Here is a 13,465-nt window from a genome sequence, read left to right as displayed (position 1 = left end):
GCTCCCCAAGTGTCGGAAGGGGCTGGAGCCAGGGCGCTGCCCCGGACCCCGCTCCCCAAGCACCGGAGGGGCTGTATGTTCCAGCCTCTCGGCGTTCGAGGCGCGGGGGTTCGAGGGCGGGGCCATTGAGCCGGGTACGCGGAGGGGCCCGCCGGAACGGATTCCGGCGGGCCCCTCCGGTCCTGCGGGCAGCCCCTACCGCTTGCGCAGGCGGAACGTGAGCGCCAGGCCCTCGTCCTCGAAGGGCTCGCCGTACGTCTCGTCGGCCTCGCCCTGCGCGTAGTCCGGGGCGAGCACCTCCTCGGAGATGAGGGGGGCGTGCTCGGTGAGGGCCTCGACCGTCGCGGGGGACGTCGAGGTCCAGCGGACGGCGATACGGTCCGCCACGTCCAGGCCGCTGTTCTTGCGGGCCTCCTGGATCAGGCGGATCGCGTCACGGGCCAGGCCCGCGCGGCGCAGCTCCGGCGTGATCTCCAGGTCCAGGGCGACCGTCGCGCCCGAGTCGGAGGCGACCGACCAGCCCTCGCGCGGGGTCTCCGTGATGATGACCTCGTCGGGGGCCAGGGTGATCCGCTCGCCCTCCACCTCCACCGACGCCGTACCGTCGCGCAGGGCCAGGGAGAGCGCTGCCGCGTCCGCGTTCGCCACGGCCTTGGCCACTGCCTGGACGCCCTTGCCGAACCGCTTGCCCAGGGCGCGGAAGTTGGCCTTCGCCGTCGTGTCGACCAGCGAGCCGCCGACCTCGGAGAGCGACGCCAGGGAGGTGACGTTCAGCTCCTCCGTGATCTGGGCGCGCAGTTCGGGAGAGAGCGCCTCGAAGCCGCTCGCCGCCACCAGCGCGCGGGACAGCGGCTGACGGGTCTTCACCCCCGACTCGGCGCGCGTGGCCCGGCCCAGCTCCACCAGGCGGCGCACCAGCGCCATCTGGGAGGAGAGCGCCGGATCGACCGCCGAGACGTCCGCCGTGGGCCACGACGACAGGTGGACCGACTCCGGGGCGTCCGGCGTGACCGGGACGACCAGATCCTGCCAGACCCGCTCGGTGATGAACGGCACCAGCGGGGCCATCAGCCGCGTGACCGTCTCGACCACCTCGTGCAGCGTGCGCAGCGCCGCCTTGTCGCCCTGCCAGAAGCGGCGGCGCGAGCGGCGTACGTACCAGTTGGAGAGGTCGTCCACGAACGCCGAGAGCAGCTTGCCGGCGCGCTGGGTGTCGTAGCTCTCCAGCGCCACCGTCATCTGGTCCACCAGCGCGTTGAGTTCGCTCAGCAGCCAGCGGTCCAGGACCGTGCGGTCCGCCGGGGCCGGGTCGGCCCCGGAAGGCGCCCAGCCGGAGGTCCGCGCGTAGAGGGCCTGGAAGGCGACCGTGTTCCAGTACGTCAGGAGCGTCTTGCGGACGACCTCCTGGATGGTGCCGTGGCCCACCCGGCGCGCCGCCCACGGGGAGCCGCCCGCGGCCATGAACCACCGCACCGCGTCCGCCCCGTGCTGGTCCATCAGCGGGATCGGCTGGAGGATGTTGCCCAGGTGCTTGGACATCTTGCGGCCGTCCTCGGCGAGGATGTGGCCCAGGCAGACCACGTTCTCGTACGACGACTTGTCGAAGACCAGGGTGCCGACCGCCATCAGCGTGTAGAACCAGCCGCGGGTCTGGTCGATGGCCTCCGAGATGAACTGCGCCGGGTAGCGGCTCTCGAAGACTTCCTTGTTCTTGTACGGGTAGCCCCACTGCGCGAACGGCATCGAACCCGAGTCGTACCAGGCGTCGATGACCTCCGGGACGCGGTACGCCTCCAGCTGGCAGTTCTCGTGCGTGCAGGTGAAGGTGATCTCGTCGATGAACGGGCGGTGGGGGTCGAGGGACGACTGGTCCCTGCCCGTCAGCTCCGTCAGTTCGGCGCGCGAGCCCACGCACGTCAGGTGGTTGTCCTCGCAGCGCCAGACCGGCAGCGGCGTGCCCCAGTAGCGGTTGCGGGACAGCGCCCAGTCGACGTTGTTGTTCAGCCAGTCGCCGAAACGGCCGTTCTTCACCGATTCCGGGAACCAGTTGGTCTTCTCGTTCTCCTGGAGCAGCCGGTCCTTGACGGCCGTCGTCCGGATGTACCAGGACGGCTGCGCGTAGTAGAGCAGTGCCGTGTGGCAGCGCCAGCAGTGCGGGTAGCTGTGCTCGTACGGAACGTGGCGGAAGAGCTTGCCGCGCGCGTCCAGGTCCGCGGCGAGCGTCTCGTCCGCCTTCTTGAAGAAGACGCCGCCGACCAGCGGCAGGTTCTCCTCGAAGGTGCCGTCCGGGCGGACCGGGTTGACCACCGGGAGGCCGTAGGAGCGGCAGACCACGAGGTCGTCGGCGCCGAACGCGGGGGACTGGTGGACCAGACCCGTACCGTCCTCGGTCGTGACGTACTCGGCGTTGACCACGTAGTGCGCCTCCGCCGGGAAGTCGACCAGGGCGAAGGGGCGCTCGTAGCTCCAGCGCTCCATCTCCGCGCCGGTGAACGACAGGCCGGTCGGCTCCCAGCCCACGCCGAGCGCCTTCTCCAGCAGTGGTTCCGCGACGACGAGCTTCTCCTCGCCGTCCGTCGCGACGACGTAGCGGACGTCGGGGTGGGCGGCGACCGCCGTGTTCGAGACCAGGGTCCAGGGCGTGGTCGTCCAGACCAGCAGCGACGCCTCGCCGGCCAGCGGGCCCGATGTCAGGGGGAAGCGGACGAAGACCGAGGGGTCGACGACCGTCTCGTACCCCTGGGCCAGCTCGTGGTCGGACAGGCCGGTGCCGCAGCGGGGGCACCAGGGGGCGACCCGGTGGTCCTGGACCAGCAGGTCCTTCTTGAAGATCTCCTTCAGCGACCACCACACGGAGTCCACGTACTCCGGGTCCATCGTGCGGTATGCGTCGTCCAGGTCGACCCAGTAGCCCATGCGGGTCGTCAGCTCGGCGAAGGCGTCGGTGTGCCGGGTCACCGACTCGCGGCACTTGGCGTTGAACTCGGCGATGCCGAACGCCTCGATGTCCTTCTTGCCGTTGAAGCCCAGCTCCTTCTCCACCGCCAGCTCGACCGGCAGGCCGTGGCAGTCCCAGCCCGCCTTGCGGCCCACGTGGTAGCCCTGCATGGTGCGGAAGCGGGGGAAGACGTCCTTGAAGACGCGGGCCTCGATGTGGTGGGCGCCCGGCATGCCGTTGGCGGTGGGCGGGCCTTCGTAGAAGACCCACTCGGGGCGGCCCTCGGACTGCTCCAGGCTCTTGGCGAAGACCTTGCTCTCGCGCCAGAAGTCGAGCACGGCGTGCTCCAGCGCGGGCAGGTCGACCTGGGCGGGTACCTGGCGGTACTGCGGCGATGTCATGTGCGGCTTCCTCCGGCGGATGTCTTCCACTTCCGTCGGAGGGACGAGAGCGTCTCGGCTCCCGCGGTACCACCCTCCTTGGCCGCGGGCGTGCGCCCGTGGCCCCCTCATTGGGGTGCGATGCCGGGTCTAGTGGCCCTGTGCCGTGGAATCCACGGTCCGGGGTGTTCTTCCGGCGGCTCCGGGGTGATCTTCACGACGCGCTCGCCCCCGGGCTTCCACCGTCCCCGGGTCGCTCACGGCTGCGTACGGCGCTACTCGTCCCGTCGATGCCTCTCGCTGGGGCCAGTGTACGGGCCCGTAGGGCGAGCGCCCACCGGGTTGTCGGGCGCGCGGGCGTGACCCGTGTGGCGGGACGGGGCGCGCGGACCTGCGGACGGGGCACGCGAGCCGGATTACCCGGCGGTGAGCTGGGCACAACGGTGGGAGGTGCGCCACGACCGGACGCGGGGGAGGGGGAGAGGGCGGCGTGCCCCGTTGCCGCGGGGCTGGAGTCGATTTATCGTCCCAGCACGATTCGCGTGCAAGATCACAATATGTGAAGGGGCCGCGGCCATGGTGGCGAAGAAGACGGCGGACGAGACCGCGGCCGAGCACGACGGCCCCCGCGAGCCACCGGCCGGGGAAGCGGCCGGGCCCGCGAGGAGGACGGCGAAGAAGGCCGCGAAGAAGACGGCCGGCGGGAGCGCGAAGAAGGCCGCCGCCAAGAAGGCGGGGGCGAAGAGGACGGCCGCGAAGAAGACCGCGGCACGGAGGACGACGGCCGGTACGAAGCCGGCCGGCGAGCAGGCCGCACCGGCGGCCACGGAGGCGGCCCCGGCCGCCGAGCAGATGGGAGCCCCCACGGTGGTAGCCAAGAAGAGCGCGAGCCGTTCCGCAGCAGGTGCGCAGGCCACGGCCCCTGTGCCGCCGGCCCGCGCCGCCGCCCCCGACGAGCTGGCCGTCCGGCCCGGCGAGGACCCCTGGACGCCGGACGAGGTCACCGAGGCGCGCACCCTGCTGACCAGCGAGATCCTGCGGCTCCGCAGCGAGCTGGAGGCGTCCGGCGCGGCGCTGGCCGGGCTGATGCGGGACTCCGGCGACGGGGCGGGCGACGACGAGGCCGACACCGGCACCAAGAACATCACCCGCGAGCACGAGCTGTCGCTGGCCGCCAACGCCCAGGAGATGCTGGAGCAGACCGAGCGGGCACTGGCCCGGCTGGAGGCGGGGACGTACGGGCTCTGCGAGGTGTGCGGCAAGCCGATCGGCAAGGCGCGGATGCAGGCGTTCCCGCGGGCCACCCTGTGCGTCGAGGACAAGCAGAAGCAGGAGCGGCGCGGCTGATCCGTACAGGTGTGTCGTACCCTCATCCGAAGGCAGGCACCTAGGGTTGAGGGACTCACGTGGCAGAGGCGGAGCGCATCATCGGTACGCCGGACGATCCCGAGGCCGAGGGCACGGGCGAGGGCGGCAGCACGGCCGCCGACGCCGCCGTGAACGCGGGCCGGGGCAAGCGGAAGATCCTCGTCCTGCTGAGCGTGGCCGTCGTGGCCTATCTGCTGGACCTGGTCACCAAGATGATCGTGGTCGCCAAGCTGGAGCACCAGCCGCCGATCGACATCATCGGGGACTGGCTGCAGTTCCGGGCGATCCGGAACGCGGGCGCCGCGTTCGGGTTCGGCGAGGCGTTCACGGTGATCTTCACCATCATCGCCGCCGGTGTGATCGTGGTCATCGTCCGGCTGGCCCGCAAGCTGCACAGCCTGCCGTGGGCCATCGCCCTGGGGCTCCTCCTGGGCGGTGCGCTCGGCAACCTCACCGACCGCCTCTTCCGGGCGCCCGGCGTGTTCGAGGGCGCGGTGGTGGACTTCATCGCCCCCAAGCACTTCGCCGTGTTCAACCTGGCCGACTCCGCCATCGTGTGCGGCGGCATCCTCATCGTCATCCTCTCCTTCAAGGGGCTGGACCCCGACGGGACCGTCCACAAGGACTGACCGGGCCGCGCGGGCGGCGTTCCGCGCAAGGCATACTCGACAGGTGAGTACGCACCCCGAGATCCGCACCCTGCCCGTACCGGACGGCCTGGAGGGCGAGCGCGTCGACGCCGCCATCGCCCGTATGTTCGGTTTCTCCCGCACCAAGGCCGCCGAGCTGGCCGCCGCCGGGAAGGTCCAGGTGGACGGTTCGGTGGCCGGGAAGTCCGAGCGGGTCCACGGCGGCGCCTGGCTGGAGGTGGAGATGCCGCAGGCCGCTCCGCCGGTCCAGATCGTCGCCGAGCCCGTCGAGGGCATGGAGATCGTCCACGACGACGACGACATCGTGGTCATCGTGAAGCCGGTCGGCGTCGCCGCCCACCCCAGCCCCGGCTGGACCGGCACCACCGTCATCGGCGGCCTCGCCGCCGCCGGCTACCGGATCTCGACGTCCGGCGCCGCCGAGCGCCAGGGCATCGTCCACCGCCTCGACGTCGGCACCTCCGGCCTGATGGCCGTCGCCAAGTCCGAGCGGGCCTACACCCTGCTCAAGGCGCAGTTCCGCGACCGGGTCGTCGAGAAGAAGTACCACGCGCTCGTCCAGGGCCACCCGGACCCGATGAGCGGCACCATCGACGCCCCCATCGGACGCCACCCCACCCACGACTACAAGTGGGCGGTCACCGCCGAGGGCAAGCCGTCGGTGACCCACTACGACCTGATCGAGGCCTACCGCTCCGCCAGCCTCCTCGACATCAAGCTGGAGACCGGCCGCACCCACCAGATCCGGGTCCACATGTCCGCCCACCGCCACCCCTGCGTGGGCGACCTGACCTACGGCGCGGACCCCACGCTGGCCAAGCGCCTCGGGCTGACCCGGCAGTGGCTGCACGCCGTCCGCCTGGGCTTCGAGCACCCGGCCGACGGAAGCTGGGTGGAGTTCTCCAGCGGCTATCCGGCCGACCTCCAGCACGCCCTCGACGTGATCGCGGCGGAGAGCCAGTGACGTCCGCGCCCTCCCCGTACACCGTCCGCAGGGCCGTCGAGGAGAGCGAGCTGGCGGCCTGCTTCCAGGTCCGCAAGGACGTCTTCGTCGGCGAGCAGAACGTGCCCGAGGAGCTGGAGTACGACACCTGCGACGCGACCGCGGTGCACGTCCTGGCCGTCGCGGCGGACGGCACCGCGCTCGGCACCGGACGGCTGCTGCACGGCGCGGACGCGGCCGGGAAGACCGGCGGCGACCCGGACGTCGGCTCGCTGGGCCGCCTTGCCGTGGGCCGGGAGGCCCGTGGCCTCGGGGTCGGGGCGGCGCTGGTGAGGGCCATCGAGGACGAGGCGCGCACGCTCGGTCTGACCGCCGTCGACCTGCACGCCCAGACCCACGCCCTCGGCTTCTACGAACGGCTCGGATACGTCGCGTACGGCCCCGAGTTCCCCGACGCGGGCATGCCGCACCGCGCCATGCGGCGGAAGATCCGCCCGGCCTGAGCGCCGGAAGAGGGGGGTATCGCCCGAATCGCGTACCGGGCGTGGCAGGGTGGATCCCTGTTCGGCCGCTTGTGACCCGCCGGACCCGCACGCTCCGGAAGGCCCTCCGTGGAACAGATGTCCCTCCTGCTCCTGCTGCTGCTCGGAGCCGTGGTCACGGTGCCGCTGGGCGACCGGCTCGGGCTGCCCGCGCCGGTGCTGATGACCCTCGCCGGCATCGCGATGGCCTTCATGCCGTTCGTGCCGAACGTCGACATCCCGCCGGAGATCATCCTCCCCGCCCTGCTTCCACCGCTGCTCTACGCGACGGTGCAGCGCACCTCCTGGCGGCAGTTCGCCGCCAACCGCCGCCCGATCTTCCTGCTGGCCGTGGCGCTCGTCTTCGTCACCACGGCCGCCGTCGCCGCGGTCGCCCACTCGATCGTGCCGGGGCTGCAGATCGCCGCGGCCGTCGCGCTCGGCGCGCTCGTCGCCCCGCCCGACCCGGTCGCCGCGACGGCCGTGGCGGGTTCGGTGGGGCTGCCGCGCCGTCTGGTGTCGATCCTGGAGGGCGAGGGCCTCTTCAACGACGTGACCGCCATCGTGCTCTACCACGTGGCCATCGCCGCCGCCGTCGGCGGCACCTTCTCGCTCCCCGAGGCGTTCGGGCTGCTGGTCCTCTCCGCCGTCGTCGCCGTGGTCGTCGGGCTCGCGCTCGGCTGGCTCACCATCAAGGTGATGAACCTGCTCGGCGACGCCACCCTCCAGGTCGGCCTGACCCTGCTGGTGCCCTTCGTCGCCTACGTCCTCGCGGAGGAGCTGATGGGCTCCGGCGTGCTGGCCGTCCTGACCGTCGCGCTCTTCCTCGCCGAGCACACCGCCGACGCCGACGACGTGCTGGGCCGGCTCACCGGGCGTACCTTCTGGGACATCGTCGACACCCTGGTCACCGGGGTGGCCTTCGGGCTGATCGGCCTGGAGCTGCACACCGTGTTCGGCACCGCCGACGGGCACGCGCTGGAGATGGTCGGCTGGGGACTCGTGATCGTCGGCGTCGTCGTCGGCGTACGGCTGCTGTGGCTGCTGCCCGCGACCTGGCTCGCCAAGCGGCTGCACACCCGGCGGGACGTCAGCGAGGAGATCCCCACCAGCTGGCGCGAGACCGTCGTGATGTGGTGGGCCGGTATGCGCGGGGTGGCCTCCGTCGCCCTGGCGCTGGCGATCCCGCTGGAGACCGACGACGGGCAGCCCTTCCCCGGCCGCGACGAGATCATCTTCATCGCCTTCGCCGTGATCATGGTCACCCTGGTCTTCCAGGGGCTCACCCTGCCCTGGCTGGTGCGCAAGCTGAAGGTCCGGGCCGACACCGCCGCCGAGGAGGCCCTGGAGCGGGAGCTCGCGATCCGGGCCGCCAAGGCCGCCAAAGGCCGCCTCAAGGAGATCCAGGAGGCCGAGGACTTCCCCGAGGACGTGCTGGAGCGGCTCCAGCGCGCCGCGTACGACATCGGGGCGCGGATCAGCCCCGACATGGTCGACGAGGAGCGGCGCGAGGCCTACGCGCAGCGGGCGAAGCGCTTCAAGGCCATCAGCCGGGTCCAGCGCGAGATGATGTCCGCCGCCCGCCACGAGGTGCTCTCCGCGCGCAGCGAGCCCGGCTCCGACCCGGAGGTCGTGGACCGGGTGCTGCGGTACCTGGACGTGCGCTCACTGCGGTGAGCCGAGGGCTCCCGCCCGTCGGGACGGACGGGCGCCCTCCGCGCCGGTCAGCCGCGGCCCGTGCGCGGGGCCGGGTCGGCGGACGACGAGGTCCCGTTGCGGCTCGCCCTGCCTTCCGCGCCCGTCAGCTCCGCCCACTGCTCACCCGGCGGCAGCACGGCCGGCGCGGTGGCGATCCGCGGCAGCGCGTACGGGTGGTGGTCCCGCAGCCAGCCGATCAGCTGCTCGCGCACCGCGCACCGCACCGTCCAGATGTCGTCCGCGTCCTTCGCCGTGACCACGGCCCGTACCTGGATCGTGGACGGCGTGGTGTCCGTGACCGCCAGCGACCAGTCCCGGCCGTCCCAGGCGGCGATGTCCCCGAGGAGGTCGCGCAGTTTCTCCCGCATCGCGGCGACGGGAGCGGAGTGGTCGAGGTGGAAGAAGACCGTGCCGGTCATCTGCACCCCGCCGCGCGACCAGTTCTCGAACGGCTGGCTGGTGAAGTACGAGACCGGCATCGTGATCCGCCGCTCGTCCCAGGTCCGAACCGCCAGGAACGTCAGGGTGATCTCGTCGATCGTGCCCCACTCGCCGTCCACCACCACGGTGTCGCCGATCCGCACCATGTCGCCGAACGCGATCTGGAGCCCGGCGAAGAGGTTGCCGAGCGTGGACTGGGCGGCGACACCCGCGACGATGCCGAGCAGACCGGCCGACGCCAGCATCGACGTCCCGACCGCCCGCATCGGCGGGAACGTCAGGAGCATCGCGGCGATCGCGACCACCATGACGATCGCTATGACGACCCGCTGGATCAGCGTCACCTGGGTACGGACCCGGCGGACCCGCGCCGGGTCGCGGGTGGCCGTCGCGTACCGGGCGTAACTCGCCTCCACGACCGTCGCCGCGATCCGTACCACCAGCCACGCCGAGGCGCCGATCAGCACCAGGGTCAGCAGCTGGCCGATCCCGGCCCGGTGCTCCCACACCCAGTCGATCCTCGTCTGGCGGTAGCTGCCGCGCAGCAGCGCCGTGATGATCACCACCTGCAGCGGAGGCCGGCAGCGGCGCAGCAGGCCCCACAGCGGGGTCTCGTGGTGACGGCTGTCGGCCCGCCGCAGCAGCCGGTCGACCACCCAGCCGACCAGCAGCGTGACCACCACGGAACCGCCGATGACGATCAGCGGGCGCAGCACGCTCTCCATTCGCTCGTCCTCCCAGAGGTAGGGCGGCCCATGAAGGGTGCGAATGGCACCATGGGCCTCATGAACATCATGCTCTTCCACTCGACGTACGGGCTGACGCCCGCCGTGCACGCGGCTGCCGCACGCCTCAGGGACGCCGGCCATGAGGTGCGCGTGCCCGATCTGTTCGAGGGGCACACCTTCGACACGGTGGAAGAGGGCATGGCCCACAAGGAGGAGATCGGCAAGGACGAGCTGCTCAGGCGTGCCGTGCTGGCCGCCGCGCCCTACTCCGACCAGGGTCTCGTCTACGCCGGCTTCTCCTTCGGGGCGGCGACCGCGCAGACCCTGGCGCTCGGCGATGCGAAGGCCCGCGGACTGCTGCTGTTCCACGGCACCTCGGACATCGCCGAGAACGCCTCGGTGGACGAGCTGCCCGTCCAGCTGCACGTCGCGGACCCGGACCCCTTCGAGTCCCACGACTGGCTGAACAGCTGGTACCTCCAGATGCAGCGCACCGGCGCGGACGTGGAGATCTACCGCTATCCCGGAGCCGGGCACCTGTTCACCGATCCGGACCGGCACGACTACGACCGGGCAGCCGCCGAGCAGACCTGGAAGGTCGCGCTCGGTTTCCTGGCCACGCTGTAGAGGCGCGGAGAACGCGGGAACCCGGCGTCCCCCGGCGGTCGGACCGCCCGGAAACGCCGGGTTCCACGGAGTCCCGGCAGGGCGTTACGCCTTGAGCGCCTTGTCGATGGCCTTGGTGAACTCGTCGGCCGTCATCGGAGCGTTCTCGCTGCCCTCGGCCGTGATCTTCTTGTCGTCCATCATCAGGGTCGGGGTGCCCTGCACCCCGCTCTTGTCGAACGTCTTGGACATCTTCATCGCCCAGGCGTCGTACGTGCCGTCCTCGACGTTCTTCCGGAAGTCCTCGTTGCCCTTCAGCGCGTCGACCGAATCCGCCACCTCGATCAGGTAGCTGTCCTTGGCGAACTTGTCGTCGCTCTCCGCGGGGTGGAACTTCGCCGAGTACAGGGCGGCCTTGTACTCCATGAACGCCTCGGGGCTCACGTCCAGCGCCGCGCCGAGCGCGCTCAGGGCGTTCTTGGAGCCCTCGCCGTTGTCGGTGTTGTCGATGAAGGTCGCACCGACGTACCTGACCTTGTACTTGCCGGCCTCGACGTCCTTCGAGACGGTCTCGCCGACGCCCTGCTCGAACGTGGCGCAGACCGGGCAGCGCGAGTCCTCGTACAGCTCCAGCGTCTTCTTCGCGCTCGGCTTGCCGACCACCACGGTGGTGCCGTCCTCGCCCGAGGTGTTCTTCGGCGCGGTGACGTTCTTCGCGTCGGCGGCCTCCTCCCAGGCGCCCGGCTTGTTCAGCTGCATCACGCCGAAGCTGATGCCGCCGATCACGGCGAGGGCCGCGACGACCGAGCCCGCGACGACGAGCTGCTTGCGGGTCTTGTCCTTCTTGGCCTGGCGCTCGCGCTCGGCGCGCAGCCGCTCGCGGGCCGCAGCCTTGTTCGCCTGGGTGTTGCGCTTGCTCATGATCGTTCTCCGTGGGTGCGTGTGGGGCGTGAAGGGGTGCTGCCGTCGTCGCGCCGCCGTGCTCTCAGGCAGCGGCGTACGTCACGGGTGGCGGGCCCCTGCGCCCCACGCAGTGCACGAGGAAACGGGTGGCCGCCGGCGGGTACGGCCGCCCGGCGGGCCGGGAGCGGCGGGCCGAGGACCGGACGCCCGCGCCGGCCACCGCGACCGCCGTCAGGAGCGGCCGGAACGCCAGCAGGGCCGCCGTGCGCACCAGCCCCGCGAGGGCCGCCTCGCCGCGCCGCAGCCAGGCCGCGGCGAGCAGCCCGACCGCCACATGCGCGACGAGCAGCAGCCACGGAACGGCCGGACCGGGATGGGCCAGCAGCGCCGCCGCGCGGTCGCCCGCCCCGGCCACGTCGGCCAGCGGGGTCCCCACCGCGCCGACGCCCGCGATCCGGGCGCCGCCCGTGCCGACCTCGCCGCCGCACAGCACGTCGAAGCCCACTGCGCGCAGCGGGCCCGCGACCGGGCCACCGGCCGCCCCGTAACAGAGGTGCTGGCCCGTGGTGAAGAGCGTGTCGGCGGCCAGCTCCAGCGGGACCAGCAGCCCCGCGATCGCGCCGAAGCCGCGTTCCCGGCCGGCCAGCGCGTAGGCCACGGCGAAGACCGCGGCTGCCAGCAGCGCGACCGCGGTCAGCGGCAGGGGGACGCGGGAGAGCAGCACATGGGACGCCGTGGACAGGGTGACGACGAGCGCGGTGAAGACCGCCGCGCGCGCGACCCTGAGCTGCGTCCCTGAGATGTCCATCGCCGGAAAGTGTGTCATGCGCCGAGGTAAGCGGACCTTAAAAGAGGCTGAGAGTCCGCAGGGCGGCCGGGGCCCATCGTGGCGGCCCCGCGGATCAGGCGGGCCCCCGCAGCCCCGGAATCCTCCCGTTGCGGAAGAGGTCCACGAAGATCCGGTGGTCCGTGCGGGCCCGTGCCCCGTAGCTGTGGGCGAAGTCGACCAGCATCGGCGCGAAGCCCTCCTCGTCGGCGGCGATCGCCGCGTCGATCGCCCGCTCCGTGGAGAACGGCACCAGTGAGTGCCCGCTCTCGTCGTCCGCCGCCGCGTGCATCGTGGCCGTCGCCCGGCCCAGGTCCGCCACGACCGCCGCGATCTCGTCCACCTCGTCGATGTCGGACCAGTCCAGGTCGACCGCGTACGGAGAGACCTCGGCGACCAGCTGGCCGGCCCCGTCCAGCTCGGTCCAGCCCAGCCAGGGGTCCGCGTGCGCCTGGAGCGCCCGCTGCGAGATCACCGTGCGGTGCCCCTCGTGCTGGAAGTACTCCCGCACGGCGGCGTCCGTGATGTGCCGGGAGACCGCCGGGGTCTGCGCCTGCTTGAGGTAGATCACGACGTCGTTCTCCAGGGCGTCGCTGTTGCCCTCCAGCAGGATGTTGTACGAGGGCAGACCGGCGGAGCCGATCCCGATGCCCCGGCGGCCCACCACGTCCTTGACCCGGTAGGAGTCGGGGCGGGCCAGGCTCGACTCCGGCAGCGTCTCCAGATAGCCGTCGAAGGCGGCGAGCACCTTGTAGCGCGTCGCGGCGTCCAGGTCGATCGCCCCGCCGCCCTCGGCGAAGCGGCGCTCGAAGTCCCGGATCACCGTCATCGAGTCCAGCAGCGAGAACCGGGTGCGCGACCGGGCCGCGCGCAGCGCGCCCAGCAGGGGGCCGTCCGCGGTGTCCAGCGTGAACGGCGGCACCTCGTCGTTCTTCGCGCCCGACGCCAGGGCACGGATCCGCTCGCGGTACGCGGCGGCGTAGATCCCGACCAGGTCGGTGATCTGCTCGTCCGACAGGGCCTTCGCGTACCCGATGAGCGCCACGGAGGCGGCGAACCGCTTCAGGTCCCAGGTGAAGGGGCCCACGTACGCCTCGTCGAAGTCGTTGACGTTGAAGACGAGGCGTCCGTTGGCGTCCATGTAGGTGCCGAAGTTCTCCGCGTGCAGATCGCCGTGGATCCACACCCGGCCGGTGCGCTCGTCCACGTACGGGCCGCCGTGCCGCTCCCGCCCCAGATCGCCGTAGAACAGGCAGGCGGTGCCCCGGTAGAAGGCGAAGGCCGATCCCGCCATCTTGCGGAACTTGACCCGGAAGGCCGCCGGGTCGGCGGCCAGCAGCTCCCCGAAGGCGGTGTCGAAAACGGCGAGAATCTGCTCCCCGCGCTGCTCCGCGCCGGTCTGCGTCTCCGACATCTCTGACTGCCTCCTGCTGTAGCTGGCGTACGGGACCGAACCGCGGATC

General features: G+C 71.7%; 11 protein-coding genes. 6 read left to right on the top strand and 5 right to left on the bottom strand.

From position 1 onward, the window contains the following. Positions 1-195: 195 nt before the first annotated feature. A complete protein-coding gene (ileS, locus tag QFZ71_RS06220) occupies positions 196-3,339 on the bottom strand; it encodes an isoleucine--tRNA ligase (RefSeq protein ID WP_307667259.1) in 3,144 nt (1,047 codons plus the stop codon). 555 nt (positions 3,340-3,894) lie between these two features. On the opposite strand from ileS, the gene QFZ71_RS06215 reads away from it, so the two are divergent. From QFZ71_RS06215 to QFZ71_RS06195, 5 genes are all read left to right on the top strand, one after another. Then, positions 3,895-4,665 (top strand): TraR/DksA C4-type zinc finger protein, encoded by a 771-nt coding sequence (locus QFZ71_RS06215; protein ID WP_307667258.1) that lies wholly within the window; start codon positions 3,895-3,897, stop codon positions 4,663-4,665. Between the two features lie 59 nt (positions 4,666-4,724). Then, complete coding sequence (gene lspA / locus QFZ71_RS06210; RefSeq protein ID WP_307667257.1) at positions 4,725-5,315, top strand: signal peptidase II; 591 nt, start codon at positions 4,725-4,727, stop codon at positions 5,313-5,315. 43 nt (positions 5,316-5,358) lie between these two features. After that, positions 5,359-6,300 carry an RluA family pseudouridine synthase gene (locus QFZ71_RS06205; protein WP_307667256.1) on the top strand — a complete coding sequence of 314 codons (942 nt, stop codon included), beginning with the start codon at positions 5,359-5,361 and terminating at the stop codon, positions 6,298-6,300. Continuing rightward, positions 6,297-6,782 carry a GNAT family N-acetyltransferase gene (locus QFZ71_RS06200; RefSeq protein WP_307667255.1) on the top strand — a complete coding sequence of 162 codons (486 nt, stop codon included), beginning with the start codon at positions 6,297-6,299 and terminating at the stop codon, positions 6,780-6,782. The genes QFZ71_RS06205 and QFZ71_RS06200 overlap by 4 nt, the downstream gene beginning before the upstream one ends. Before the next feature lie 108 nt (positions 6,783-6,890). Further along, on the top strand, positions 6,891-8,477 hold the full coding sequence (locus QFZ71_RS06195) for a Na+/H+ antiporter (RefSeq protein WP_307667254.1): 1,587 nt from the start codon (positions 6,891-6,893) through the stop codon (positions 8,475-8,477). A 47-nt stretch (positions 8,478-8,524) separates the two neighbouring features. Here the strand turns inward: QFZ71_RS06195 and QFZ71_RS06190 are convergent, their stop codons facing one another. Further along, a complete protein-coding gene (locus QFZ71_RS06190; RefSeq protein ID WP_307667253.1) occupies positions 8,525-9,664 on the bottom strand; it encodes a mechanosensitive ion channel family protein in 1,140 nt (379 codons plus the stop codon). Between the two features lie 51 nt (positions 9,665-9,715). Between QFZ71_RS06190 and QFZ71_RS06185 the strand changes: the two genes are divergently transcribed. Then, complete coding sequence (locus QFZ71_RS06185) at positions 9,716-10,294, top strand: dienelactone hydrolase family protein (protein WP_307671350.1); 579 nt, start codon at positions 9,716-9,718, stop codon at positions 10,292-10,294. An 84-nt stretch (positions 10,295-10,378) separates the two neighbouring features. On the opposite strand, the gene QFZ71_RS06180 is transcribed toward QFZ71_RS06185, so the two are convergent. The 3 genes from QFZ71_RS06180 to QFZ71_RS06170 all read right to left on the bottom strand — a co-directional run bounded on the left by QFZ71_RS06180 (position 10,379) and on the right by QFZ71_RS06170 (position 13,416). After that, a complete protein-coding gene (locus tag QFZ71_RS06180) occupies positions 10,379-11,194 on the bottom strand; it encodes a DsbA family protein (protein WP_307667252.1) in 816 nt (271 codons plus the stop codon). Between the two features lie 64 nt (positions 11,195-11,258). Continuing rightward, the gene (locus QFZ71_RS06175; RefSeq protein WP_307667251.1) at positions 11,259-11,984 is read right to left on the bottom strand and encodes a hypothetical protein; all 726 of its coding nucleotides are present in this window, start codon (positions 11,982-11,984) and stop codon (positions 11,259-11,261) included. 94 nt (positions 11,985-12,078) lie between these two features. Further along, a complete protein-coding gene (locus QFZ71_RS06170) occupies positions 12,079-13,416 on the bottom strand; it encodes a DUF2252 domain-containing protein (protein WP_307667250.1) in 1,338 nt (445 codons plus the stop codon). Between the last annotated feature and the right edge of the window lie 49 nt (positions 13,417-13,465).

This window comes from Streptomyces sp. V2I9 (assembly GCF_030817475.1).
GTDB lineage: Bacteria > Actinomycetota > Actinomycetes > Streptomycetales > Streptomycetaceae > Streptomyces.
Note: the sequence above shows the minus strand (reverse complement) of the source record. Positions and strands in the feature narration are given on the sequence as shown.

Excerpts from the sequence above, each read along its gene's own strand:
- ileS (WP_307667259.1), bottom strand. The coding sequence starts at position 3,339 with ATGACATCGCCGCAGTACCGCCAGGTACCCGCCCAGGTCGACCTGCCC.
- QFZ71_RS06215 (WP_307667258.1), top strand. The coding sequence starts at position 3,895 with ATGGTGGCGAAGAAGACGGCGGACGAGACCGCGGCCGAGCACGACGGC.
- QFZ71_RS06190 (WP_307667253.1), bottom strand. The coding sequence starts at position 9,664 with ATGGAGAGCGTGCTGCGCCCGCTGATCGTCATCGGCGGTTCCGTGGTG.
- QFZ71_RS06185 (WP_307671350.1), top strand. The coding sequence starts at position 9,716 with ATGGGCCTCATGAACATCATGCTCTTCCACTCGACGTACGGGCTGACG.
- QFZ71_RS06180 (WP_307667252.1), bottom strand. The coding sequence starts at position 11,194 with ATGAGCAAGCGCAACACCCAGGCGAACAAGGCTGCGGCCCGCGAGCGG.
- QFZ71_RS06175 (WP_307667251.1), bottom strand. The coding sequence starts at position 11,984 with ATGGACATCTCAGGGACGCAGCTCAGGGTCGCGCGCGCGGCGGTCTTC.
- QFZ71_RS06170 (WP_307667250.1), bottom strand. The coding sequence starts at position 13,416 with ATGTCGGAGACGCAGACCGGCGCGGAGCAGCGCGGGGAGCAGATTCTC.